This window comes from Vibrio sp. 10N.261.45.E2 (assembly GCF_002875705.1).
Lineage (GTDB): Bacteria > Pseudomonadota > Gammaproteobacteria > Enterobacterales > Vibrionaceae > Vibrio.
This window is the reverse complement of sequence record NZ_MCZZ01000058.1, coordinates 24,783-49,559: the sequence shown is the minus strand read 5'-3', so window position 1 is coordinate 49,559 and position 24,777 is coordinate 24,783. Positions and strand designations below refer to the sequence as shown.

The 24,777-nt window shown below is 43.0% G+C and carries 29 protein-coding genes; 12 read left to right on the top strand and 17 right to left on the bottom strand.

Annotation, left to right across the window (positions count from 1 at the left end):
* The first annotated feature begins 779 nt into the window (after positions 1 to 779).
* Positions 780 to 1,028 (top strand): hypothetical protein, encoded by a 249-nt coding sequence (locus BCT34_RS03245; protein WP_102305724.1) that lies wholly within the window; start codon positions 780 to 782, stop codon positions 1,026 to 1,028.
* Positions 1,029 to 1,514: 486 nt separating this feature from the next.
* Here the strand turns inward: BCT34_RS03245 and BCT34_RS03240 are convergent, their stop codons facing one another.
* From BCT34_RS03240 to BCT34_RS03220, 5 genes are all read right to left on the bottom strand, one after another.
* Entirely contained in the window at positions 1,515 to 2,576 is a 1,062-nt protein-coding gene (locus BCT34_RS03240; protein WP_102305723.1) for a replication initiation protein, read from the bottom strand.
* Between the two features lie 1,197 nt (positions 2,577 to 3,773).
* Complete coding sequence (locus BCT34_RS03235; RefSeq protein WP_102305722.1) at positions 3,774 to 4,241, bottom strand: metal-dependent hydrolase; 468 nt, start codon at positions 4,239 to 4,241, stop codon at positions 3,774 to 3,776.
* Positions 4,242 to 4,252: 11 nt separating this feature from the next.
* Positions 4,253 to 4,864, bottom strand: a complete 612-nt coding sequence (locus tag BCT34_RS03230) for an LPP20 family lipoprotein (protein WP_102305721.1) — start codon at positions 4,862 to 4,864, stop codon at positions 4,253 to 4,255.
* 4 nt (positions 4,865 to 4,868) lie between these two features.
* On the bottom strand, positions 4,869 to 5,573 hold the full coding sequence (locus BCT34_RS03225; protein WP_102305720.1) for a hypothetical protein: 705 nt from the start codon (positions 5,571 to 5,573) through the stop codon (positions 4,869 to 4,871).
* Between the two features lie 100 nt (positions 5,574 to 5,673).
* Positions 5,674 to 6,387, bottom strand: coding sequence for a hypothetical protein (locus BCT34_RS03220; protein ID WP_102305719.1), 714 nt, complete (start codon positions 6,385 to 6,387; stop codon positions 5,674 to 5,676).
* A gap of 206 nt (positions 6,388 to 6,593) precedes the next feature.
* Between BCT34_RS03220 and BCT34_RS03215 the strand changes: the two genes are divergently transcribed.
* From BCT34_RS03215 to BCT34_RS03195, 6 genes are all read left to right on the top strand, one after another.
* Positions 6,594 to 7,673 (top strand): PD-(D/E)XK nuclease-like domain-containing protein, encoded by a 1,080-nt coding sequence (locus BCT34_RS03215; protein WP_102305718.1) that lies wholly within the window; start codon positions 6,594 to 6,596, stop codon positions 7,671 to 7,673.
* A 15-nt stretch (positions 7,674 to 7,688) separates the two neighbouring features.
* Positions 7,689 to 8,720 (top strand): recombinase RecT, encoded by a 1,032-nt coding sequence (locus BCT34_RS03210; RefSeq protein ID WP_102305717.1) that lies wholly within the window; start codon positions 7,689 to 7,691, stop codon positions 8,718 to 8,720.
* Positions 8,720 to 9,802, top strand: coding sequence for a hypothetical protein (locus tag BCT34_RS03205; protein WP_102305716.1), 1,083 nt, complete (start codon positions 8,720 to 8,722; stop codon positions 9,800 to 9,802). Before BCT34_RS03210 ends, BCT34_RS03205 begins: the two co-directional genes overlap by 1 nt.
* Before the next feature lie 148 nt (positions 9,803 to 9,950).
* Positions 9,951 to 10,106, top strand: a complete 156-nt coding sequence (locus BCT34_RS24280) for a hypothetical protein (protein ID WP_157936592.1) — start codon at positions 9,951 to 9,953, stop codon at positions 10,104 to 10,106.
* 531 nt (positions 10,107 to 10,637) lie between these two features.
* Positions 10,638 to 11,897, top strand: coding sequence for a ParA family protein (locus BCT34_RS03200; RefSeq protein ID WP_102305715.1), 1,260 nt, complete (start codon positions 10,638 to 10,640; stop codon positions 11,895 to 11,897).
* Positions 11,898 to 11,899: 2 nt separating this feature from the next.
* Positions 11,900 to 13,030, top strand: coding sequence for a hypothetical protein (locus tag BCT34_RS03195; RefSeq protein WP_102305714.1), 1,131 nt, complete (start codon positions 11,900 to 11,902; stop codon positions 13,028 to 13,030).
* A 186-nt stretch (positions 13,031 to 13,216) separates the two neighbouring features.
* Here BCT34_RS03195 and BCT34_RS03190 read toward each other — a convergent pair whose 3' ends face one another.
* The 3 genes from BCT34_RS03190 to BCT34_RS24180 all read right to left on the bottom strand — a co-directional run bounded on the left by BCT34_RS03190 (position 13,217) and on the right by BCT34_RS24180 (position 15,639).
* Positions 13,217 to 13,465: a hypothetical protein gene (locus tag BCT34_RS03190; protein WP_102305713.1), complete on the bottom strand. Its 249-nt coding sequence runs from the start codon at positions 13,463 to 13,465 to the stop codon at positions 13,217 to 13,219.
* Between the two features lie 61 nt (positions 13,466 to 13,526).
* Positions 13,527 to 15,194 carry an ATP-binding protein gene (locus tag BCT34_RS03185; RefSeq protein ID WP_157936591.1) on the bottom strand — a complete coding sequence of 556 codons (1,668 nt, stop codon included), beginning with the start codon at positions 15,192 to 15,194 and terminating at the stop codon, positions 13,527 to 13,529.
* Positions 15,195 to 15,414: 220 nt separating this feature from the next.
* Positions 15,415 to 15,639: a hypothetical protein gene (locus tag BCT34_RS24180; protein ID WP_133150982.1), complete on the bottom strand. Its 225-nt coding sequence runs from the start codon at positions 15,637 to 15,639 to the stop codon at positions 15,415 to 15,417.
* Between the two features lie 391 nt (positions 15,640 to 16,030).
* On the opposite strand from BCT34_RS24180, the gene BCT34_RS03180 reads away from it, so the two are divergent.
* The gene (locus BCT34_RS03180) at positions 16,031 to 16,573 is read left to right on the top strand and encodes a hypothetical protein (protein ID WP_102305711.1); all 543 of its coding nucleotides are present in this window, start codon (positions 16,031 to 16,033) and stop codon (positions 16,571 to 16,573) included.
* 9 nt (positions 16,574 to 16,582) lie between these two features.
* Positions 16,583 to 16,813, top strand: a complete 231-nt coding sequence (locus tag BCT34_RS03175; RefSeq protein WP_102305710.1) for a hypothetical protein — start codon at positions 16,583 to 16,585, stop codon at positions 16,811 to 16,813.
* Between the two features lie 55 nt (positions 16,814 to 16,868).
* On the opposite strand, the gene BCT34_RS03170 is transcribed toward BCT34_RS03175, so the two are convergent.
* The 6 genes from BCT34_RS03170 to BCT34_RS03145 form a co-directional block, all read right to left on the bottom strand.
* The gene (locus BCT34_RS03170) at positions 16,869 to 17,378 is read right to left on the bottom strand and encodes a hypothetical protein (RefSeq protein ID WP_102305709.1); all 510 of its coding nucleotides are present in this window, start codon (positions 17,376 to 17,378) and stop codon (positions 16,869 to 16,871) included.
* A 1-nt stretch (position 17,379) separates the two neighbouring features.
* Positions 17,380 to 18,738 carry a TraB/VirB10 family protein gene (locus tag BCT34_RS03165; RefSeq protein WP_102305708.1) on the bottom strand — a complete coding sequence of 453 codons (1,359 nt, stop codon included), beginning with the start codon at positions 18,736 to 18,738 and terminating at the stop codon, positions 17,380 to 17,382.
* 12 nt (positions 18,739 to 18,750) lie between these two features.
* Positions 18,751 to 19,947 carry a hypothetical protein gene (locus tag BCT34_RS03160; protein ID WP_102305707.1) on the bottom strand — a complete coding sequence of 399 codons (1,197 nt, stop codon included), beginning with the start codon at positions 19,945 to 19,947 and terminating at the stop codon, positions 18,751 to 18,753.
* 8 nt (positions 19,948 to 19,955) lie between these two features.
* Positions 19,956 to 20,624 (bottom strand): TraE/TraK family type IV conjugative transfer system protein, encoded by a 669-nt coding sequence (locus BCT34_RS03155; protein WP_102305706.1) that lies wholly within the window; start codon positions 20,622 to 20,624, stop codon positions 19,956 to 19,958.
* 61 nt (positions 20,625 to 20,685) lie between these two features.
* Positions 20,686 to 21,015, bottom strand: coding sequence for a type IV conjugative transfer system protein TraL (locus BCT34_RS03150; RefSeq protein ID WP_102305705.1), 330 nt, complete (start codon positions 21,013 to 21,015; stop codon positions 20,686 to 20,688).
* A gap of 58 nt (positions 21,016 to 21,073) precedes the next feature.
* On the bottom strand, positions 21,074 to 21,406 hold the full coding sequence (locus BCT34_RS03145; RefSeq protein ID WP_102305704.1) for a hypothetical protein: 333 nt from the start codon (positions 21,404 to 21,406) through the stop codon (positions 21,074 to 21,076).
* Between the two features lie 407 nt (positions 21,407 to 21,813).
* On the opposite strand from BCT34_RS03145, the gene BCT34_RS24175 reads away from it, so the two are divergent.
* Positions 21,814 to 22,008 carry a hypothetical protein gene (locus BCT34_RS24175; protein WP_133150981.1) on the top strand — a complete coding sequence of 65 codons (195 nt, stop codon included), beginning with the start codon at positions 21,814 to 21,816 and terminating at the stop codon, positions 22,006 to 22,008.
* 11 nt (positions 22,009 to 22,019) lie between these two features.
* On the opposite strand, the gene BCT34_RS03140 is transcribed toward BCT34_RS24175, so the two are convergent.
* Positions 22,020 to 22,238 (bottom strand): hypothetical protein, encoded by a 219-nt coding sequence (locus BCT34_RS03140; RefSeq protein ID WP_102305703.1) that lies wholly within the window; start codon positions 22,236 to 22,238, stop codon positions 22,020 to 22,022.
* 178 nt (positions 22,239 to 22,416) lie between these two features.
* On the opposite strand from BCT34_RS03140, the gene BCT34_RS03135 reads away from it, so the two are divergent.
* Positions 22,417 to 23,130 carry a hypothetical protein gene (locus BCT34_RS03135; RefSeq protein WP_133150980.1) on the top strand — a complete coding sequence of 238 codons (714 nt, stop codon included), beginning with the start codon at positions 22,417 to 22,419 and terminating at the stop codon, positions 23,128 to 23,130.
* A gap of 47 nt (positions 23,131 to 23,177) precedes the next feature.
* Here BCT34_RS03135 and BCT34_RS03130 read toward each other — a convergent pair whose 3' ends face one another.
* Positions 23,178 to 23,696: a hypothetical protein gene (locus BCT34_RS03130; protein ID WP_102305701.1), complete on the bottom strand. Its 519-nt coding sequence runs from the start codon at positions 23,694 to 23,696 to the stop codon at positions 23,178 to 23,180.
* Positions 23,697 to 23,738: 42 nt separating this feature from the next.
* Positions 23,739 to 24,062 carry a hypothetical protein gene (locus BCT34_RS03125; protein ID WP_102305700.1) on the bottom strand — a complete coding sequence of 108 codons (324 nt, stop codon included), beginning with the start codon at positions 24,060 to 24,062 and terminating at the stop codon, positions 23,739 to 23,741.
* A gap of 174 nt (positions 24,063 to 24,236) precedes the next feature.
* Here BCT34_RS03125 and BCT34_RS03120 point away from each other — a divergent pair, with 174 nt between their 5' ends.
* Positions 24,237 to 24,737, top strand: coding sequence for a hypothetical protein (locus BCT34_RS03120; RefSeq protein ID WP_102305699.1), 501 nt, complete (start codon positions 24,237 to 24,239; stop codon positions 24,735 to 24,737).
* Positions 24,738 to 24,777 lie beyond the last annotated feature (40 nt).

The following is a 24,777-nucleotide window of genomic DNA, read 5'->3' as shown; positions in this document are numbered from 1 at the left end:
TCGTGCATTGGTGTGGAGGTATTTACTCGTATGGCCCTGCAAAGTCACTCCAAGGAGGGAGTGGAGCAGACTAACTATAAGTAGTAAGGCATAACTACGAAATCACCACACATACTCCCCCGTTCTTCGGGGGTTTTTTTTACTTATAGTGCCACAAGCCAACCACCAGCGGCTCCACCAAGTTCAAAGTTAAGCCAGCCGGTTTGCATATAAACTATACAAAACCACACACCATTATTATAATTACTTCAGTTCTCAAAATCTTCTAAGTTCTCTGCCACTATCCGGTAGTTCCCTTATTAGTCGGGTGATATGTCCCGTTGATCATACCAGTCCTCGACTGAATTTATTGAAAATGTATTTTTCACTGATCCCTCATCGCGTGTAGCAACCGTCACACAGCACACCTAAGCAGATTGTCTCAGTCTTCTTTGGCGTGCTGTGTGGTGACAGGTACGTGTGGTGAAAAGTCGGATAACCTGGGGATAGGCTTCGACTTAACAATAATAAAAGTTGCCCTGCATTGGAGCGGGGCCTTTTTTTTTCCTAAAAAGACACTTTACCCTTGGCATTTTCAGTTTCCTAACTTGAACAACTCTTTTATTTTCATTTTCATTCATTGAAATGGTCGTTGATGTATACATAAGAAATCACCAAGAGATCAAAACAAAGGTTATCTACCATGAGAAAAGTCACGTTGTACTTACTTCCGCGAGGGAACGCACTTCATAGCGGCCCCGACTTCTATAAGTTCATCGATTCAACGTACAAAAAAGGAATTGGAACTCCCTTCTGAACTGATTCAAAAAGGGGTGATTCTAGCGTTCGGTGATGGCGGAGATTCGTACCATGTGTATATCCAAGAAATTCACTATCAAGTGAATGAAGCAATAACTGAGGTGCTGTGTAGCTACTGCAACAATGATTTTCATGAAATGGGTATCTTCGGTAAAAAAGAATTCTTCGATGCCTTTCTAACGCGGCTGGTGGCTGATAAATGGGTGATTTCAGCTGACGAACCAGAGTAGTGCAGATTGCTTCTCTTGAACGAAAAAAAGAACCCGATCAATAAGGATTCTTTTTTAATGCCAATAGATGTCAATTTGGAACTGCGCTTGATTCTAGAGAAAAGCAATACATGAAGATCTGTGGCCATGTGTTCTAACTTCTAATATTATCTACACTCTATATTAATAACTATTAATATCTATTATTAGTATTGGAACTATTGGATCTATAATAACTATGAAGTGTCGTAAGCAATTGTTTATAAAGAACTTTTAGCGGTTTCAGTTACACATTACCCGTATGTTTGATCTCATTTTCCGAACATATGATCATCTTACCCGAACTTATGATCTTTCTATCCGATTCTTTGATCTGTATATCCTTGTTTATTGATCATTTAGCTCTCTTCAAACACACACTTTATCCGTGTTTTCACCATGTTGACACTGAATAGATTTTTAGCACAGTTTTGAGCTGTGCATAAGTTAATTAAGCCTCTGTTTTTATTAGTAATTATCATCAACAGATAGGCTGTTAATTTCGTTAAGGAAGCTTTCAATTGATTGAGCCATTTCCACACGTTGTTCTTCTTCTTTTTCACGACGCTTGATAGCTACGTTTATCTTGCTTGCTCTGTCTTGTTCGCCTATTGACGTATAACAGTGTGAAAGGTTCTTTAGCTCATCAGTAGTGAGCTCACTTCCCCCGACACGCTTCATTTCTAATGAAGAGATTATCCGCTTTATATCTTCAATGTTGAGCTTTTGAACTGGGCCTTTCTTCTCAACCCAACGGTACAAGAATTTGATCTTTGATATCTTACGACCTTCACGGTAGACCTCATAGCCATGGGTTCTGCCATCTTCAGAGTCGTAGAACATGATCTCTTGATTTGTTTCTGAGTCTTCTTCTATACCTTTAATGCTGGCTTTGATGCAACGATCAATAAATACGCTGTTATTGGAAAAAGAACGTTTTCCTGATTTGATCTTCCCTGCAGGGTCATGGAGTCCAAATAAGCCCTTTAAGTCTTCAATATCAAAGGTTTGTAGGTAAGTCCCACCGCCTTTGAAACGACTAAGTATTTCATAGAGACGTTTGGCATACTCTTTTTTAAGGCTAAGAAAGCTCTGTGTAGTAATAAGAGCGTAGCTATTATTATACTCGATGTAGGCATCTTTGAGCTCTTCATTCGGCTTCATTGTCAGGCGTCTATCTTTGTATGTCACTCGTTTGAAAATTGAGATGAAGTCGAACTCTTGGATATCCTTGGTATCATCTTCAACTAACACACCAATATTTTTCTTAGTCAGTCTATCTGCAACAGGTCGGAGTGTCTTTGCTAGTTCCTTTGGATCAATGTTTAGCCATCGCGAAAGCTGAGTTGATGTGAATTGATAGGTTGGCGTGTTATTATTCTCCCAATCTTCAGGCTTCATGTGCGCTATCATTAAGGCAAACAGGTCTGCCTCACGCTGTGTGAGGTCTTGCTGGGAGAATACAAGCTTATGCGCTTTTTTAAACTGTTTTGGAAGTGTATGCTTCTTCGAGGTATTGACCATATCCATGCCTAATCTCAACTGTATTTTCTACTATCTGGATAGTATAACACTTTATCCGTGTTAGCATCACAGCTTTTCCGTTATTAACTCTAGAAATCCGTGTATTTCTACAAAAACTCTCCGCATGCATTGAAAGTTCGCTGGTGGCATCTTCGTCATCGGTTATAACGCTTTCAACTTCTTGATTATTAATCGCACATTCATACCTTTAAACACGTCCAATAACGATAGTATCAATGTCTAAACCAAACTATTTATCTCGTATGTGATCAGTTTATCCGTGTAACACTACAGATATTCCGTGTACGTTTACACTGTAAGATATCACTTCATTGAATTCGCTATGATATTGTTTTATATAGTTTTATATGTAGGGTAGTTGCCATAACTATAGGTTTTATACTCACGCTCATAGATTCTATTTGGTTGAAATGCATCCAATCATAGTGAATTCTTGATCTATTTATCCGTGTTTTGTGCCAAGACACACCTAAGCCCTGTTCATTTAGATCAGTTTGTCCGTGTCACATGACAGGCGTGGGGGCAAATACCGGTCTTTAATGATCAGTTTATCCGTGTAGTATTACTCTTAATCCGTGTTTATACAGCTGACATGACAATTCTACTGCTTTCAATGATCAGTTTATCCGCGTATTAATACATTTAATCCGTGTTTTTTAACGACGAACCTAATCAAGAGGTTTGATGATCAGTTTATCCGTGTAAATGTACATATTATCCGTGTTTCGCTAACTTGGTGAGTGTCTAGTTTGTGATAAAACCGTTCTTCTCCCAGTTCTCCGTAACAGTCATCAATACATTACATATTTTCCGTTTAAGCTAACAAACAGGAAGTACTGTTGTTTTGATGGTTTTATGCTCGGTAAATGTACACTCTTCACGCTATTTGGTCTTATCTTGCTTATGTTTCCTATTCATAACCCCCTTGTTGATCATTTTATCCGTGTATACACATGCTTTTTCGATTAATCACACATTATATCCGTGTTTTTAGTGGTTATTAGATATGGTCACACATATTTTCCGTGCTTCCATCACATATAACCCGTAACTTATTACAGGTTTTCCGTGTTGTTTTGTTTTTCACACACAAAATCCGCGTTTCACACGGGTTTTATGTGATATTGATCCTATCCAATGTACTTTCTTAACCAGTATCCATAGCTGAACCACAGGTTGGACTTATCTCAATGCAACCCAACTCGCCAATGCGACACATCCAAGTGTTGTGACAGCCTCAAAGAAGCCGTTACTGGCTGGCGTCAGTGGCACTCGATATCGAGTGCTTATCGGCCAAAAGAAATTGACTCCCGATTTCGTACAGGCATCTCCTACCAGGTGAGCTATATAGCCAAAAGTCAGAGAATATGCCCAAGGAAACTCATACGTCGCACACAAGAACCACAGCCCAAACGCAGCAAGTAAACTGTGTAACGCTCCTCGATGCCCAAGAATGCCTTCAATCGGTATACTCAAGAACGGTACAATGCGCCCTACCCTGCTATGTCTCGTGTCAATGTCAGGCAGTAATGCTCCTAACATTGCGAAACCCATACCTGCAAATGACATCCAATAGAATGTGTCTTGCATGGTATTCATGCAGATGTAATAGGCGCTTGCTGTTGTGATTTGATGATTGATTGCCTTCATGCAGCACCACCCTACTCACCCGCGTTGCCGTTCGTTGCTTTATCCACGCGACGCTCTAAGTCTTTAAAGGCAATGTCGCTTGAGGCTCGCACATCACGGAATAAATCATCATTACCATCGTTGTTCGAATCGTATGGCATGAATGACAGCAAATAGACGCGGTACTGAGTACCTTCTCGAATAACTTCAGTATCCGATACGTCGTAATCAGACAGTTGTGCATTGGCCACCAGCTTATCGATCGTTTTTTCAGTCAACGATACGACTTTGCTTTCCGTTGTTGCCGAATTGGTTGTTTCCGATGTGTAGGCACGTTCACTACCAGACACGATTTGGCGATATTTTTTAGCCAGTTCAAATTCAGCGTTAATCTTTGCTTTTGTTACCGCCATGTCTAAGTCAGAACTCATTCCTGTTCCGGCTGCAAAAAAGCCCTCACCGTTCGACTTGGGTGGTTTCATGTACCAAGATGGAATGTTACTCAGCGTTTCATCCACGCGGTCAACCGTTGCGTCATGTTTCGCTTTCTCTACTTCCAGTTTGGACATTTCGTTAGAAGCACACCCTACCGTCATGATTGATAGAATGATTGCGGCTAGAGTTTTCGTTTGAGTCATTTTCATTGGTCTAGTCTCTTTTTAATGAATTAACGCTTTTGTTATACATACGCGAACTCATAGTTGAGAAAAAATATTGAAGTAACGTTATCGCCACGGGAGCCGTTGCGATGATTGCCCCTACACTCATCAAGTTTGCCATCTCTTCTAGATAGACATTGACACTGCTCAGAACGGAAGTGGTGTGTGAAGCTGCATAGATTAGACCGACATAGGTAAACACCCCAATCCACAGAGAGCCTGTGATTGCGATCTTGATGTCAGTCAGTGATGGAAGCATGTGCAATGTAATTGAAGATAAAACCCAAATAAGAACCCATTGTTGCCACCCAGCTTTGTTCATGAACAACGCTAGGTCTATCGAGCTGTTATTAAAAAGATACGGTGTCACTTGTGGGGAGAGAAAATACAGTGCGATGATGCCCGAAAAGATTGGGCCAATACTGACCATTACTTTACGTATTGAGCCTGAGATTGAAGTTGGATATTCGTAGTTAACGTAACCGAGAACGGGATTGTCTTGAGTCGGCATTTGAAAAAGCTTTACTTCGGTCACCTTAAACCCAACCAACTTACACATCAGGTAATGTCCAAGTTCATGTAGAGGTACGCCAACTATTCCCGTGATAAACACGAGTGCTCTGCTCTGTTGGAAACGTTCCATAAGATACTTGAGTACCCAGATGGCGACTGCAATAGTTAGGAAGTGGATCATAAAGTTACCGATAAACGTAAAGACGGTAATAAGGTAACGGTTTCTATCTGCCCTTTTTTCAATTAAGGAAGCTATTTTGACGCGTTAATTGACAACCCCTTTATTGCTTATGTCTTGCATCGAGTCTTCGAACGTTTATTTGATACAACTCACACCAATGAAGTACCTGTTGGAGTCTTTCCGGTTTTGTAGATTCATCAATCAAAAGCGCAGCCGCATTAGAAAGCTGTAGCTGTTCAAAATTCAGCAGTCTCCCAGCTGCACGACCATCGTTGTCATAATCAGCGTTCAATATCTTGGTTTGATATTGGCACCTTGGAAATTTGGCATAGGGGGAATCAGACAGTATTGCGGTTTCACCAGATTGGTTAGTGAGCAGCAGGCTCACTTTTTCAGTAAGGCATATCTCACATTTCTGTCCACGCAGGTCGATGACCGAAAGGACAAACGGTGACTCGGGGACAAGCGTTTTTGCCCACACACCATTTAACTTCACATTGGATGGGAGAGAATGTCTTGCAAAGATGTTGAGAAATAGCTCATCGGGTACTGCCTTTGGTCCTAAGTTCAACCGGGTGATAATAAATTTCCGTTGTATATTACCGATCTCCGCCAACGTGTTCGTGAGCATTGATTCCATTTCGGCTTCTTTCAACCACACCCCGCCTTGCTTTATCGGTAAGTTAAAGCAATCGCCACACAGTCCTTCACCACTCGCGAGTCCTTTAGATTTCAAAATCAAAGGCACACCTGCACCGCTTCCTGTATTAGTTCTGTGTTTTGCATATGGAATTACGTAGTTCATGCCTAGCATATTCGGTGTCCATCTTTGAGGTTGTCATCATTGGTTATACATCGAATCTGAACGCATTTAGAGGTTTTGGATTTCTCTCAAAGACATTGATATATAAGGGCTCAAGGCGATTTTACTAATTTTAAAAGTGGGGGGAGATTACTACTAAAAAATCGAATTCGTGATGTATATTCATAACATCACAAACAAGTTTAATAAGGCACATTATGATTACTGAAATGATTAGCTCGCTAACAAATTCGGTTACTCCATTCAAATTTGATGGCAGTACTTGTGATGTGCTTAAGGCATACAACAAAGATGGGTCACCGAGTTGGCTTGATGACAATGGTGAACTCATTGAGGGAATTTATATTGGTATGGAGAACGAGGTTTACCATGCCCTACCCGCGTATTCATCTTCTCAGTTAAAGCTGCTTGTAAAGAAATCCCCTGCTCACTTTTACAGAAAATACATCAGCGATATTGACCGTGGGAGAACGGTATCGAAATCGCTGCAACGTACCTATGATGCAGGCACATATGGCCATGAGTTGATCCTGGAGCCTCATGGGTTCTATGACCGCTATTACCGCGATATTGTGCCAGCTGACTACCCTAACGCCATTAGAACAGTCGCAGAAATGCATGCGCTAGTTGAAAAGCTTAACATTCCTGATGTACCGAAGAGTGCGAAGAAAGACCGATTGATGACTGAGTTATTGGCCGTGGAGCCGACCTTGCAGTTCTGGGATACGGTTTTAGAAGAGCACAATGATAAGACTGCGCATAAAGGTAAAACCGCGATTGATGCCATTGTTTGGGACGATGCACACCGTGTACATGAAACTTGCCGAGACAACCTTGATGCTGATGCATTGATTCAAGATGGTCTACCCGAGATATCGTTTATCGCTCGCTGCCCTGAAACCGGTCTGTGGTTAAAGTGTCGATTCGACTGGTTACGCTTTGACTGTATTGCTGTCGATGTAAAAACAACCTTGAGTACGGACCCAGATGCCTTTGCCAAGCAAGCGGGTAATTTGGGGTATCACATTCAAGAAGCATTCTATACCTACGTAGCGAGTTTGCTTGAGGTGAACTTGGGCGCGTTCATATTTGCATGCATTGAGTATGTCGATGCTGATTTATGTGAGGTCTACGATTTAGAAAGAAAGGATGAATCGATGATTAAGTTCAAAGAAGGACTGCATACATTAGCGACTTGCCTGTCTACGGGTGTATGGACAAAACGTGTGAACCTATCCGGTATCACTTCTATTACTATTCCTAAGTACTGCCGTTAATTGGAGGGCGCTCTCATGACAAATCAATCACTAGTATTACAAGCAGTCGAGGCTGCACGTCCTCAATTTGCGACTATCGTTGCCGAGAACCAATCGGGTCTAGATACGGACTTAGAGTTGGAATATGTGGCCTATATTCTGGAGAGTTTTGGTGAGTCGATTACCTCTAACATGGACGCCAATTCGGTATATTGGAGCATACTCAATCAGGCCACCATCGGTTTGTCTGTTGAGGAGGGGTTAAATCACGGCACCTTTTTATATCGTCACGATTATGTGTCCAATTTCTTCGTATTGGAATTCATGCCGACATACCATGGGCTAATTCATTTAGCGTTCGAGTCGGGGGAGATGGCGCAGGTCAGTGCTGATCAAGTGTTTAGTCATGACCAGTTTATCTATCATGGTTCACGTTCGCTGCCTGAGCATACCTCTCAAGGGGCTTACGCGAGTGGGGATTTATTGTGTGCTTATGCTGTTGGAGAGACGTTAGCAGGTCACGTCTATTGTGAAGCCCTTTCACGCGAAGAGTTAGATGAGATTGAGCTGATGGCGGCTATGAGCTTCAGTTCTAATCAATCGGTTTGGAATACTGCTTTTGTCGGTCAGATGCGTAAGAAATCTGCGATTCGTAGAATGATGCGTTTGCTGTTCAATCAACTCGGTTTCGACAAACCTTACTACCGCAGTCGTATAAAAACGCTTATGAGCGTGGAAGATAATATGTGGACGAATATGAAATCCTCCATGGATCATGAAATCGCTCGTGCAAAGAAAGAGAAAGAATTGTTAGGTACGAGTAAAGACAGCGTTCCGGTCAACACTTTTGGGCAACCTATTAAGAATACGAATACAGTATGTACTTCAAAAGTCGTGTCACATACAGGTATGTCTGCTGCCGACTTAATTAAGCGTGCAGGTTCTACTGACGGACCTACCTTGGACTTTGTTCCTACGGCTGAAGATGAAACAGAACAACCGCCAACTGAAAACCCATCGACATCCACACTTGGTTCAGATGGCTTTATGGGCGGGTGGGGGTACTAATGACAATCACAGAAACGCGCAATGAGCCCGAGCGATTACGAACGGCGAGTATCATTACACTAGGCAAACAGAAGAATGTGTTTCTTACTCATTCGGTAGTAAATCAGAGCTCCAATAAACTGATCTACCAAACCAAGCGCAGCGATACAGGTTCTCTCAAAGAAGTTCAGTGTACGCAAGAGCAGGCCGATGTGTATATCCACCAGCAAGTGGTGAAGAGTTTACAAGCTCATACCGATGATATTAACCTGCCACACATGTCACTTTTAGAACTTCCAAAGGAGTATAGAACGGTTCGAGAAAGAGATGTGTTAGTCCGTTTTCGAGTGCCAGAAGCATCGATGTCTTGGATTGATAGTGACATTCACTTCGCTGATACCACGGATACCTTTGGCTCCGACTGCCGGTTCTATCCGACCCGTGGCACTGAAAACTTTACTTTGGCCGTACTCACCATTTACCCCGAGGATTCTGGCTACTTCGCTACTTTGAAAACCGAACACGGGTATACCGGCCTTCCTATGAGTCATTGGATGTCGTTAGTACCCATTTGGCGCAAAACTAAAGTAAAAACCGAAATTGCGGTATTGATTGATAGTGAGGCTCAATCTACGTTGCCAGGTCTTGGAAAGATGGCGAACAAACGTGGTTACACTTGTCTTGGTGTTATATCGGGTTTCTTTGATAGAGCAGATGGGGCTGGTGACGCTTATTTCAAAGAACTATCTACCCGTCAGCTCTTTGTTGATGCCCGTCTTCCGGCTGAACCAACAGTGGATTGCGAGTATGGTTTTGCTTTCTCTATGTCTCATCACGCTCTCTACCGGTTCGATGCACGTCGTTCAATCTTATTGACCATCATCGACTTTGATTCAAGTTCAAATTCTTGGGTCTTGGGTTTTACCGACACTGGCGAACGAGTGACACAAATTCCCTATTCGTATGATGACTTCTTTTCGAAGGGTTACCAAATTGCGCTGGTGGCCACCGTTCGAGAACAAAAGCTAATGAAAATCTTCAGCTATCAATTTCATTCCAGTTGCTTTGATGAGGAGTCTTCCTCAACACAACTTGAATCATAAGTTCGAATAACACCGGCATCTTCAATTCCCGATTTCCCCCCGTTTTGCTTTCTCTCCCTCTCGTGATAAGGCCCCAGTTACAATGTGGGGGGAGGGCGGTTTATGTCCAAGTACTCTGTATTCATCAAAGACAATAAGGTGATGGATAATGAATACTACTAAAGTGCCGAGCACTCACTCTGATCACGACACGCAACCTGTACCCTGTAAGATAATAGAATCGATGGAAGGATTTGAATTTGATTCGATGACAGATGCACAGGTAGAAACCGCTTTTGAATACCTAATGGAGCAAGTGTCGTAGAGTATAACTCCGGCATTTTACCCGTGTTCTAATCTGTCATCATGACAGAATAGTAAGAGATTTTGATTGTTTGGTTGTGACTAGCTTCATTTGGTTTGCCTTCAATATGTTGGCTAAACCACATTCTCAATACACCTGTTTGGTCACTACAACAGCAAAGTTTCTTTCTCATACATTGAAGCCTAACATTTACCCAGTTCTTAAGTGAGTTACCTCTAAGAGCTGGGTTTGGCGTGTTAGTCGTGGCTTCAAACAAACACTTCGCTGCAATCATCCGTAGATGAACCCCACAATTAGGTCACTAAATCGATATAGTAGGACGCGTCCTACTATTTTAAGTTATTGATTTTATTGGTTATTAAATTTTCACTTTTTGTTCCCCTATCGCTTATCGAAAAACCTATCATTAGCTCAAAACTGTATCGTAAGTCGAATTTTAATGAATTTATTAAAAATTGACTTATTATACCTTTTCTTACTTTTAATATTGGTTCATACTAGCTTTCAAACAGGCCACTGGTGGATATTGCTATGGGAACAATGACAGAGAAACAGCTCAAGACGCTTGAATTAGTTGACGAACTTGGGGACGGAGGCGCTAAATTCTTGGAATTACGCCGCGAAACAAATGAAAAGCAACCTCGTTCTTTCACTCAAGCAGAGGCATTGAAGTACCTCGAATGTTCTCAAAAGGTATTGACGGACTTAACGAAAGCGTTAGGCATCGATCCAAAACGTTATGCCGAGGTTGGTATCCAGTACTACCTAACTCTTGAAGAGCTGTACTTAATCCGCGATAACATGCCGAATACGACCGTTCTTAAGAAAAGACACAAGCCATTTCAAAGAACAGCAAAACAAAAGACGCAGAATATTGCCGTTCAAAACCAAAAGGGCGGGGTATCTAAAACGTCACTGGCCAATGCAATAGCAACAGGTTTGGCGATTAACTACCATGTTGGTTACAAGATCTGTCTTATAGACATGGATGGCCAGTCAACTCTGACAAGCTTCTACCCTCCAGTTCATAAACACGAAACCAAACACATTGAGCGAAATGGAGCTAAGTATATTTCTGACGCTCGCACCAGCATTGGCGACTTGATGACTCTTGATCCTAATACAGAGACGTTTCAAGACGAAGTGCGCAACGCCGTTTCAGATACGCTCATCCCCAATCTGAAAATTATCCCTGCGTCCCAGTCTGATAGAGACACGGAATCTTTGAGTACCAGCGACGATTTGAAGAAGCAGAATGTTGACCCTACAACCCGTTTGAAAAACATCTTAGATGCACTCGATGGTGAGTTTGACATTATATTGATTGATACTCCGCCTTCATTGGGTTTTGCAACGTTGAACAGTTACTTCGCTGCGACTAGCGTGTTGATTCCGTGTAAGGCGGAACATAACGATACCGATGCAACTTGTGCGTACTTTCAATACCTTGACAGCATCATCGGCAACTTCATTGCTAAAGGTCATCAAGGCTATGATTTCGCAAAGATCGTCATTTCCAACTGGAAGGGCAGTGACTCTGAACTGGACATCTTCAATGCGCTAGTCAGTCAGTTTGGCGACGCGGTATTGTCGACCAAAATGAAACACAGTGAAGCCGTGAAACGTTGTGCGTCCGAGCATAGCAGTGTATTCGAATTTTCTAGGTCAATGGACAGTAAGAAAGGTAAAGCGTTGGAAGCGGCGCAGGCGAACTGTAAAGAAGTGGTGGCCGACATTCATAAGCTGATCACGGACGTTTGGAAACAACAGGACAAAGGTGAGGAGCAATAATCATGGCCAATGACCGTCTAAAAAAAATCGCCCAACTCAATGCTGCTAAGGCAGTTGAAGAATCGCCTTCAACTACTGAACCTGCATTAGAGAGTACGTCGAGCTCACAACGCAAACCCCAAGCCTTCATGGATGGGAATGAGCGCCAAACCACCATGACTTTAGCGCAAGGTAAGTTGGCCTCCATTGAAGCTTCGTTAAAGGAAGGTGGCATCAGTCTCCAAGAGTTCTTAACGGAAACAAAGAAGCTGGACTTTACGCAAACAGGTCGTGAGATTAAATCCATAGATGGCACAAGTTATCGTGCTATCCAACGTACCTTGTCATACGAAGAGATTATGGCTTTGGTAAGGATCGACGTGGACAACGTTCGTGAGCAGTCGAGCCGAAATACGATTCAACTCAACAAGATGAGTGATGAAATCGAGTTCGGTATGCAAATTTCTCCTGTCCTTGCCTACCAAGGTGAAGATGGCCTGATTTATGTCGTGGATGGCTCATGTCGTACTGATATTGCCATTGATAAGAAAGTGGGATTGGACTTTGAAATCTTAGACCAAATTCCTACGCCAGAAACCATTACTTGGCTGGTGGCGTCATCTGACATCAAAACGTCTTTCAACTACTACGAAAAGGGCAAGCTCTACTCTCGTTTGATGGAAGTAAATGATTGGTCGGCGTACAAATTAGAAAAAGAACGTCTTTACGAGAAATCAGACATTTCATTATCTATTGCCATTTACTCGATGCCGGACAATCTTAAGAGCCTGTTTTCCAATTATGCCTTTAGTAGCCGCGATGCGAAGTTCATTCGTAAGCTGGTCGGTACAATTTCAGAGAGTGAAGCGACGCAAAGTGCCTTTTCGAAATGGATCGATGAAAACAGCCGAGACTTCGAAACCATGAATGCAGATGAAGTGAACAAAGAACTCATTGCACGATTGAAAGACTGGAGTCCTGTCTCTCCTAAAATGGCTGGCATTAACAAAGAACCTCAAACATGGGCGACGAATGGGAAGATATCGGTATCATTCCAAGTGGTGAGTAAAGCAAAGTCGAAGATTGAACTGAACAATGCAACGCCTGAGCAGATCGAAAAATTAGAAGAGTTCACCAAAACTTTGTTTGGTTAGGTCGGTTTTTGAATAGTAGGACGCGTCCTACTATAAACTCAGTGGCATAACCCTCTGTTGATGCTGGTGGCCGAGCAGCCATGTAATGAAAGCCCGTGCTCTAACACGATACTGACTTTCCCTGCGCTCTATTGTCGAACCAAAAAAAAAGCTCCCAAGGGGAGCTTTGTCGTTAGTGTGAGGTGATTATTTCGTAAGCGTCTCTTTCAGTTGCCCGAGAATGAACTGTCTTTGTTCTTCATCCTCTGAACGTAAGTAGCTCATGAACTTATTACCTTCTAGAATTTCCACCAGCTTGTGTGTATCTAAAGCAGGTCCAAGTGTATGCAATATCTGATGCAGCATCTCAACTTGACAGTCAGGACCGTATCCTCGACCGATTTCAAAAGAGTGGTCGATGATGTAGTCGGTGAATGTGTCATTTACTGTGTCCATTTATGACTCCATAGTGAGTTGTTCTACTGTGCAGTAAGCTTGAGTAGAGGGTTTAGTGTGGTTACTTATTTTCGGTAACTACAATGTCAGTGCCTGAAAACGAAACAGTAAACGTCAGGTTGTTGAGGTTGCGCTTCATACCAGAGTCCCTGAATGCTTCATCAAGCATTTTTTGAATCAACACTTCAGGGCTTGACGCTCTGAGTTTGTTGTACAATTTCTCAAGCAGATAATTGTCGCGGTCTTTGTCACTTTCACTAAAACATCCCCATTCATCGTCGTAGTTGGCATAGATTCCTAGTGCGGTTGATAAATGTTCTCTTTCTGGAATAACTAACGTTCCATAATCAAATTCATCACCAGACACAACTACGGCATCCGTTTCTACGACTACCTGACCATATTCTCCTTTCAGCGTGTATTGGTCGCACAGAACGATAGGTATGGAATACAAGCCATTGAGTGTGGCCGTCGAAGTAGGGTTAACTAATTCGATAGTGACATCGAGTTCACTCACTTCACGGATTTCACACTTGTGGATCCAGTGGTCTGCATGAAGGCCGCACACGTTGACAAACAACGCATTTCTTAAGTGCTTCAGGTAGTTGATGTTGATGGTATCTTCTTCACTTTCATGCTCTGGGAGCGCAAAGAGTAAAGAGGATTCCACTTCAGCGCGAGAAATCGGCTGTTCAAGTTGGCTATGTTCTACGCCATCATATCCAGCGAGTCCGAGCTCGTAACTTTTGGTTTCCCCAATCTCAGACTTCGTTAAAAAATCAACGTTGTTGAGAACTTGAGGGGCATAGCTAACGGCGTTTCTCCATAGTAAATGGTTGAATGAAAATGACTCGCAACCAAGACGTTTCAGTTCTTTTTGGAGGAACTGCATCATTAGGAATTGAACATTGGTTCGAATTGATTGCTTGACGGTTTCTGCATCTAATAATTCAGCTCGATCAGGCATTCTTGCTTTTACATCGTCGTTCAAGTGAACGATATGATGAGGGTTCAACTGGTTTGAACTGGTTACCGGGTTGGCGCTAGAAATCAGTGCGCCTTGGAGGTATGCCAGCCAAGATAAACCGTTGTGGTTAGTGTCAAAATAGATACTCCCGTATTCGAATTTGTGCTCGATGTAATTGCTAGAAGCATTTAAAGTCATTCTTGAGTGGTGTTTAAACATCAGTACTCCATTAAGAACGACGTCAATGTCATAGCCCTCACCAATTCGATCAACCTCACGGTTATAGTTGGTAGAAGTCAAATAGCTAAATAAAGCCTCGGAAATGCCTTCCATTTCAATCAATGTACCGTTCGCTCGCAGGCTATCTTGTATCTCGATAGATTCACCCGAAATGATGCCTTCAGTATTTGATGAAAGCATTTGATGCTGACTTTGGATTTTGATGTGTTCGCACGCGAAGAGAGTGCTTAAAAAACCCATTCCGTATGGATTACATTTGTCTACATCGCTTGACCAGCCTGACTCCGCGATAGAAAGAAGCTTTTGCATGTCTGCGATACCCGAACCATCGTCCAGAATCGTTAAGCAGGCACGGCCATTTTCGACTGATGTGGTAAACGATATGGTCGTAGCTTTGGCGCGGGAAGCGTTTTGAATCAATTCATTGATCACTTTTCCGGTATTGGAAAAAATCGCACCAAGGTTCGAAAGAAAATTGTTTTCATTAATTTTGATTTGAACTGAGTTGTTTGAGTTAGTCATAGTCTTATCCTCGATATAGGGTAGGTAATGAATCTGCGAAGCGCTGGGTGAGCACATCACAAGGGGTTACAAGCCGGTTATAAGCGCATTCAACGAGACATAAATGCCTGAAGGGGAACGATTGACCGGGAAGTTTCATCCGATTGGATGAGGTTCGTTGTCATTGCTGGACAATGAGGTTTGTTAAGTGCTGGTGGAAGTACCAGGTTCTAACAGGGGGTTAAACTCTGTGTTTGTGAATCGTAAATGTTAGCCAAAGTGTTATGCCTGCCAAAGCCCAAGAGAGTAGGGTGATCAACAAAACATGACGCCATGTTTCACAGAATTCGACCACATTATGGAATGCAGAAGGGAAGTCTGTGCTACGAACGACAAGAACAGGGTGAATACAGAAATAAACCGTCGTTAAACCAAATAGTATGGTGAACAAAGTGCTTAATTTCATGGGTAGTTCCTCACGGTAGGTGATATCGCAGGTACGACAAAGACACCGAAGAGGTGTGCAGTTGAACCATTGATTGGGGTTAATTACAGGTAGTAATGCGAGTGGGTGACTCTTGTTGATGTCAAAGTGCATTGACAGTAAGGGACATGCATAGCATGGGAGAATTGGAAGCTCTCCAGCTTGGAGAAAACGATCACTAATAATAGTGATGATGTTTTCGGATTGAACCTTCTTAACTTACCTCATGAATCTGATTTGATTGGCAAATAAGGAGTCCAAGAATCTTGTTTCGAAGATGCCGATTCAGATTCATACGCAAGTGGGGGGAGATTACTAGGTCGGCTATAAGAAACATCGTATATTTAATTCAACGAATCGCCGGGGAAATGCAATGAACAGGGGATCCAAAGAGGTGAAATGGTACGGCCATGGTTATCGAGAGATCATTGAGTTGATGCGTTTGATGTCTTTGAATGATGTTCGATACCTTTGTGATCAGCCAAGTGCTGTCACCACTGAATTTATCGATGAGTTTGCGCATTCGAGATGTTACGTCCTGTGCGAAGGATTAATGATTGCAGGGAATCGTAGTCGGTTTCCTATCCGTGGTGTGATCATTTCAGAGTATGGTATTGACCTTCATTACTTGAATGCCTTTGAGATCGAAGGGCAAACCTTCTATATCGATGCATACGGCTTGTTCGATAATATTTTGGATGTATCACGGCGTTACCATATAGACGAAACGTGTATGTCGATTCACGAGTTTGATTTCGACGGGCTTCGGTGCCGAACCGCAGAGACACCGGTTACTGTCTTACATGAATTGTTGGATGCCCTTCGACGAGAAATAGGCACCCCAATGGATTATGTGCGATTTCGAGACAATGCTTGTCGTCACCTGTTGTCCAATATCCACAATGCAATGAACTAGGAGACAAATATGTTATCTCAATATTTTGATAGAATTGATGAAAGCATTGACGCACTGTTGGCGACGGATTTATCCGAAGCGCAGAAATTGGCAATCATGGCGTTGGTGAAAGACTCTAGTGAAGAAGTGCTGGCTTCACATAACAGGGCGGTCAGAGCAGAAACGAAGGCCGATGTGATGAAGACCAAGTTTGACTCGATTTGTCTGAACTCGATGGATGCTGCAGACGGCGTGCATTAAAAAAGGCCACTATTAAAGTGGCCAAGCTGTGTTGTTTGCTTATTTTATTGGTTTGTTACTCTGACTGTTGCGAGGCCAGCCTGTTCATTTCATCGACGGACATGAGCTTAACAACGAGAGAATCTGGTAACTTGCCATGCACACTAGCTGCAGGCAGTACCACCTTCCCTTCAGAGTTCAGTATCTGGATCATGTTGTTGTTATATTTTTCTATAGCAGCAAATTCATAACCCTGAGATTTGAGTGTTGAAAAGGCTTTACCAAATGGATAAAACACGATGGGATGCTGATTTAACGACGCTTGCGTATCCTTATCGATTACCATCATGGCGTAAGCCATAGCCCCTGACAGGAGCGTTAACCACAATACGATGACCACTTTAAAAGCACCGGCTGTTTTATTCGGCGTGCTTTCCTTTGGCGTTGCGGTTGATTCAATTACAGCCTCTTCAGCTTCCTCCGTCTTTGGTTCAGTAGATTGGTGGATAAGTTGTTCAAGTTCCTGACTTGAATTTGACGCCTCTGTCTTTTGTTCATTGTTCTTTTCTTTGTCGGAACTGGCCATATTAGATCTCCTTAAAGGTCAGTTTGAGAGGAGCTTGCAACAGGAATGTCACTTCTTGCATTGCAGGAACGTCGACTGTTGGCCAGATTTCTTCCAGCATTTTCACATAGTATTCAGAAATTCTGTCCAGAGATGAGGCTCCACCTTGTAGTACCGCAGAGGTGCCGAGCGTGCCTATGTCGGGTGTTTGGAAGCCCGTTCCATCAGAGTTAATGTCGACACCTGGTACTCTTGAAGGCGCGATACCTTGTGCAAGTCCAGAAAAGAAACCTGCCCACATAGACCCTTTCAATACTTCTCCGTTTCGAGCAACTAAGGTGCCCGGAATCCCTGCCTGACCATCAGCACCAGTGGCGAAACCTTGTGCCGCTGCTTCTGCTGTCAGCCCATCTTCATCAATACAAACCACTTTCTCCAACCTCATATAAGCGCGACGGTCTGAAAGCTGCCCGATTCCTGATAACAGAGCCTGACAATCCCTTAAGTCGGCACGGTAACCATTGGGTAATAGTGCGTCTGTTTTTATTCGCATGACCGCTGGCAACGGTTCTCTCGCTGACCCGATACTGGTTGGAGCCTGCATACCCGATAGCAAGGTGCCGGTTAAGAGGCTGGTGGTTGGTAATGAAATTGAATATCCATTTTGCTCAGGCTTCTGTTGATAGCCCTTTAAAGCTGCCGCTAACTCCATCTCTTTCTGTTTCAATGCCTCACGTTTTTGCGCTTCTGACATTTCATCTTCATCGACCAGTTGATTTGCTTCCACTAAGGTTTTGACGCGTCCGTCTTGCAACAAGATTGAGTCGTTTCCGTCATCGACGCTTCGAATACCTGCAAGCGCAGGGGGAGGGGAGGTGCGCAGTTGGTTGGCTTGCGGGTTTGGTTGGCCGTTTGGATCAACGATAACTTCCGTTGAGTTTCCATGTCGGTCCACAACAACCTGTCGGCCTTGTCGAATTTGGTTTGGATCGTAATTGGTTCGTTCCAATTGTCGTCTACCTGACTTCCACTCGGCAATCTCAGCATCTTGGTCCGCCATTTGTTGACGAAGACCGGCCACCTCATCTTTTAATTGGTCGTATTGATAATTGTCATTACGTGCCGTCGACTTCTTATCGATTGCGGAAATTTCGACTAAGGCAGTACGAACGCCGTCAACGTCTTCTCTTTCTAGCTGTGTACGAGTGCTGGAAGGCATGAACACTTTTTCGATTTTGTTTGCACTTGCATCAGGTCGCTCTATTTTGCCCGGATGTATGAATTTCATAGCGACAAAGGCCGCAGGGACAATACAGATGCCTATTACGGCATATCGGAAATTTTTGTTTGATTCCCAAAGTTCTTTAAAATTAATACTCATGGTTCACCTCAATTAATCTAGAAGCGATGGGCGTTCATTGCGAGAATGCATACGCTGGTAGTACAGTCGGTCGCGCAAAACGTAGACTTCTGTTTTATCTGACGGCTTTAAAGTTGCTTTATTCAAAATACCCGTGGCAATCACGTCGTCGTCAACCCAACAATCTTGTTCACGCAGAACCACATTTCGATTCGTCACATTTTTCACCAAGACGACATCGACGATTCGACGCGATGAAATTAATCGCTGTTTGGTTTCTGCATACGTTCCAAATCGACAAGGACGTAATGCATCACTTGGGATATTGGTTTGTAAGTCGAACCCTTTTGGGGTCCCTTTACCTGCGGTTTCAGCAAACAACTTGTTGATGCGATGCACGTAATCCGAGGACGTTATCTCGGGGTCGCTGGCGATGGCTAACTCAGATTCCATATCTTGAATGCGCTTTTCTTGGTCTATTTGATCGCGTTTCTTCGAAGCCAAGGTGCGGTCGACTTTCGCTTGTAATGCTTTGTCGTATCTAACGTCTACTTGCACCATTGCTGGCATGACATCGAGCGGCCAAATGGTCAAATTGACTTGGGTTTCAGGCACACCTTTTTCGAATATAATGATGTTAAATGGTGCGTCGTTGTTCGACGTAAAATAGATAAAGCTGCCATCGACTTTCATCACGACGTTTGGATCTGAGCTTCGAATGTTGATTTCTTTGAAAGACGTTCGAATACTGTTGAGAATGTACTTAGCTGCAGGCAACGTAATATTGTCAGATGGACGCAGTTTGTATTTCTGAACGGGTTTGAATTTTTTAGCCATTTGTCGCTGCATTCGTTCGAAGGCCGTCAGTGACGGCTTTGTTGCTTGAGCACTTGGAGGGGTAGCAACAATAACGTTTTGGTTTTTTTGAGTCGAAACTCGACCAAACTCATCAACCGCCGTCGAGCTGATTACAGGTTGCTTGGCAGCTGGATCATCCACAGGTGTGAATTTACTCAACGATTCCTGTTTATCAGTCGGTAAGGATTTAACCACTTGGTCAACCATAGCCGCTACTGCAGCCTTATTTTCTGGTTGCGCGGTTTGGGCTTGTCGCTCTACCTTCGAACCGACTGGCTCAATAGGGATGACATTTTGGTTTGCAAATGCACCAGATGACAATGAGGCGCAAAGCAAGGCCGTAAATTTAAATAGTTGGTGTGAATTTTTCATAACGTGACCTACTTGTCTTGCTTGCGTTCGATACGATTGCGTTCAATCTGCGGAGCACCTTCGTATTGATCAATGGACCTCATCTTCGGACTGCCGTTTGCATTGGCAATCTTGAGCTCGTATGTCCAGCGTACAGCGCGGCGTTCGTCGCTTTTATTGCTGCGTTTTTTGCGCTCTGTTAGCTTTCGTTCACCGTAAATAATTACTTTGTCGTACTTGTTGTCGTAGAACACATCTAATACGTTGAACTCTTGAACCTGATCCCTGATATCCAATGCTTTCACATGACCAATGACCTGCTCATTCAATGCGTCGTAATCTCGAATGGAGAGCATTGGTTTGAGCGTGTCTAAGACAATATCCACGTTACGGACATTCACGTTACCGAGCATGCTGGCAATGAATATACCCCATTGCTTTTTGAAGCCCGAGTTGGCTTTGTTGCCGATTAAACGAATTTCTTCTGAGAAATTTGGAGGGGTAACAATAATGATGGGTTTGGCTGTCATTACCTTAAAGGCTAGAAAGGCGCAGACGATAACGGACAATCCCATCATCTTTGTCATTTTGTTACTGTGGTCGATGGCTGCTTGCCAAGAACGTTGGACATTCGAATCTGAATCATGCTCCAGCTCGGACTCGTTTTGTCCCTTTTTTTTGCGGTTAAATATATTCATAGCAAACCTCAAAATTTTGCTAAACAACACAAAGAATTAATAAACAATACGCCACAAAGAGTTAGCGAAAATATGTACGATTAAATGCTTCTGGAAACGATTTACGTGATTTGAAGTTGATTATTCCAGCCCACCACATCATGTGTTTGAGCCGACCTTTTGGGTAGGTGTCTTTCACCCATGCATAAGCTAAAGCGAGGAGAATGGCGCTACCCCCTACCAGCATTAGACTTTTGCTGATGTGTCCGATTGCTACTCCGATTACCAATATTCCAAAGGTGTCTGACTCCATACCGAGAACAGATTGTTTGTCGTTAACTCTCAGTGGAACATAGGTTTGATTGTTCGGCAGTTGAGGACGAGCATCATTGTTGATGTCTAACTTACTCATATAACCCCCTGATAGTTTTCTGGGCCTACCTCGTAGAGCCCAGAAATCTTTTTATGCGTTAAACCGGAAGACCGGCTGTAAGCATGGTTGTGATAATGGTTTGCAGTTGCGCCAATACCACCATGATGATGACCGATACACCTAAGCCGATAAGGTTTGGACGTACCATTGAAAAGATGATGATCCCTGCGAAAGAACAGAACGCAATAATTTGACCAGGGACACCTTCAGCAAAACTTACTAACTCATCGAATAAGCCTTGGAATGCGTCACCACCCGAACCCGCAATGGCTGACACGGTAAAAAATAAAAGTGCGAATGTAATTAAGCCCATGTATGTCGCTTTGGAATCTAGCTTGTTTGTTTCATTGACGTTGATTAGGTTTTGCATAGAAATATCTCCAATAATTCCGGTAAATACCCTTTAAGTAGGCATTTGAATCATTGCAGGGATCGTGATTTTGAATTTCAAATAGCGAAGCTTTTTTTTAGGTTTATTTGTTTTTCCTATTAACTTGCTGTTTTTGCAGCGTATTTGTTTGGTGGAAAACCTTGATTTTCAAAAAAATGATGATTGACAATCAATATGCATCATTGATACGAAACAGAATTGCGGGTTCATGCTTGTTTGTTTGTGACCGACTTTCGACTCAAAATTCAGAGCTGCAGCCAGAATAGAAAGGGTTTCGATGGCGATTTACTTGTCCACCAGCGCAGTAAACGGGGGGAGTTTTCTAGGTACTATTTCGCTTGAACGTTACTATCAATAGACATCGTTATTGGTGAGAGAGTTTGCATATGAATGAACGATATTTGGCATTCAGAAAGTGGTGTCCAACTGGCACTAATTGGGAGTACATGGCGTTTATCACGAATCGTAAAGTCGAATTTACTGGCCAGCCAGCCTGTTTCGGACATATTAATGATCAGGAAGCATTCTCGATGTACATCCATGACTGGGTAACCGAGAACACCACCAGCAGGCTTTCTTAATTATGTCCCTGTTAATGTGTCTCTTCGTGTGCATGCGGTTTGTAGATTTCTGCTAGAGACTTGGGGCCTTTCTTCTTTTTTGTTTTTTTGGTTGCTGAGAGGGAGTGATTGTCGGTTTCTTGAATGGCTTTTTCGTGCTCTTTTGCAGCGTCCGAAAATGCATTGCTTTTCATTGCGGTTTTTCGAAGCTTGTTCAATCGGTCGAGTTTTTCTTCAAATTCAGGCGTCATACTATATCTCGCTAGTTATGCACTAACTCTGTTATACGACGAAACCCATGACGGTTTAGCAATTTACCAGTCCATTTTCATGTGTTAGGTAATTTCGCCTTTTTCACTCGCTATTTGTCAATCTGTAAACTCATTTAGATACAATGATGATGGTATGGAACAATCGTCGAGGGTAAACATGGATCGTGGTATTCAAGAGCAAATCCAACAATGTGCATTCACACTATTTCCTATTCTGGCCAGAACACCACTCAAGCCATTGGCAATTGGGGCTGGTACTTCTTTACACAAAACACTCTGCCAATCGTTCGAACAGGCAGATGTCTCTGTATATCTGGATAGGTTTTTCTCCAGTAGGGAGTACAAGCTGGCGTTAATCAATTGCTATCGAGCTTCCTACACTCGGTACAACCTTGATGGTTCGCCATCTTCAACGACAGTGAATGAACATGAGTTATTAGGACTCGCAAGGCACGGCATTTTTAAAAATAAAAAAGGACTTACTGAAAAGGCTGCTCAATTGGTTAGTGAACAAAAGCGGTACGTCTCTGATCGGAAAAAGCAGTTGAAGGACAAGGTTATGCGATTGAAGCAGTCTGGTTTTAGTGATCAGTTCTTGTTACACCGATTGGGGAAGCGCATCGAGCCGTACCTGAAGGTCAATTCCATCGGCGTCCAATTTTATTCAGAGAACATGATTAACGAAGCGCGAATGATGAAGGAGCGCACTTCTTCTATGACATTGAAAGAAATCAAAGTGTTTCAGAAAGCGCTCTATGACCAAGGTGTTCCGGTGTATCTGATCCTTATGTCCACGAACTATTATGAACCTTTGCTCTATGAGTTGGTCCGAGATGGCGAACCGGATAGCAAGTACTCACAAGTCGCGTAATATAAAAAGAGCACTCAGGTGCTCTTTTTTATGTGGGTATATTTTTACTAATGAAAGGTTGGCATTGCTTCTGCACGCATGTTCAGTAGTCTGAGAACCAATTTGTCGATCGCTCGTTTTTTCGTAAAACTGAGTTTTTCATACGGCTCAGTGTCAAACAAATCGCACATTAGACCGGATTGTCCGTTTTGGTTTACATCGTGTGTTTCGGTGACAAAGCCAGAGCCATCTTCTTTTCTTTGAATCGGCCAGAATGTGCATGTCTCGTTTACACGGTCATTGATCAAAAACACCATATACTCTTGTCGTGTAGGCGACATCGAAGGTTTGATGTCTGGGTTGGTACTCATCCAAGCTTCTAGAACGAACGTGTATTTGAGCACGTTGAGTTTACCCATAAGAACGCGCAGCGCCATGGTCATCTTTTCTTTGCTGTCTTGGTCTGAGATTGGGAACGAATAAATGCGTACTTTGCCATCAGCACATTCCAATACAATTGATGGATCAGCAGTACTTCTTGCCTTGAGTAGATCGTTAGCGACGATTTTTTGATTATTCATGTCCATATTAGCCTCTCTTTGGGTCTTAAGGAGTAGGTGTGATTTGTATCAGTCGTAAGTGATCTCGTAGTCACTGCCGTCTTGCCATGGCGTTTGAGTAATGATGTAGGCAATTCGATTAACCTGATGGCATCCATTGACAATCACCCATTTACTGTCGATAGGCTCCCCCAGCTCATCCTCTTCTTCATCAACGTCAATCTCAATGATCGTCCAAACTCGACTGGCGTCGGTTTTTTTGATGGTTTTTAGGTCGTTGCCATAGGTTTCGAATGAGATGCATTGTTCATCAAGGAAGATGGCGCTACCCCCATTCTCATTGATGATTGGTTTAAAGGATTCCACCCAAGTTTCAAAAGTAAGGTTGTTCATGCTGCATCTCCGTGATTGCGGTTTAGAGATACTTTAGTGGATGAATGTAAGGGCTCCCCCCACATTGGCTCGCACGGTAGATAGCGATTGACTTGCCACAGTGAGTGGGGGGAGGGGAGATAGGTCGAATCTATTCTTTGGCTGTCATCACACACAACAGATTGGAGAAATCTCATGGCAATGTTTTGGGGCAACAGCTGGTATCAAGTCATTCATGATGAGCTCGCATATTGCGGCATTCTAATGCTATCGAAGTACCCAAGTGCTCATGGTGGCTACGACAGTCAAGGCAACGAGATTGTAGAAGTGATCATGCCTTCGTTACCTGAAAATTCAGGCTTTTCCTTCATTGAGCATAAAGACCAACGATCAGCGATGCTGGCCTGCAAAAGTCATATCTTAGATAAATCGAGATTGGATTTGCTTGCTCACTTATGGGTGGTCAATGACGCTCAATGTGATCTTGAAGAATATAAGGTTCAGCTGAAATCCGATCCTACCGAACTTCAGTATTGGGAATCGAAAATTGCCTCCAGCAAGGAAACCATTGAAGACTTTCAACTTAAAGCCAAGAACTTGAAGCAAATTCGTAAAAGTAAAATCAAGGAATTCCTCGAAAGCGAAATTGTGGACATCGCGACAAAGCAAGCTCAAGAGGTGGCATTAGCTGACTAAAACGGGACGTAATGGTGTCCCCAGTCCCCCGAACTTTTTT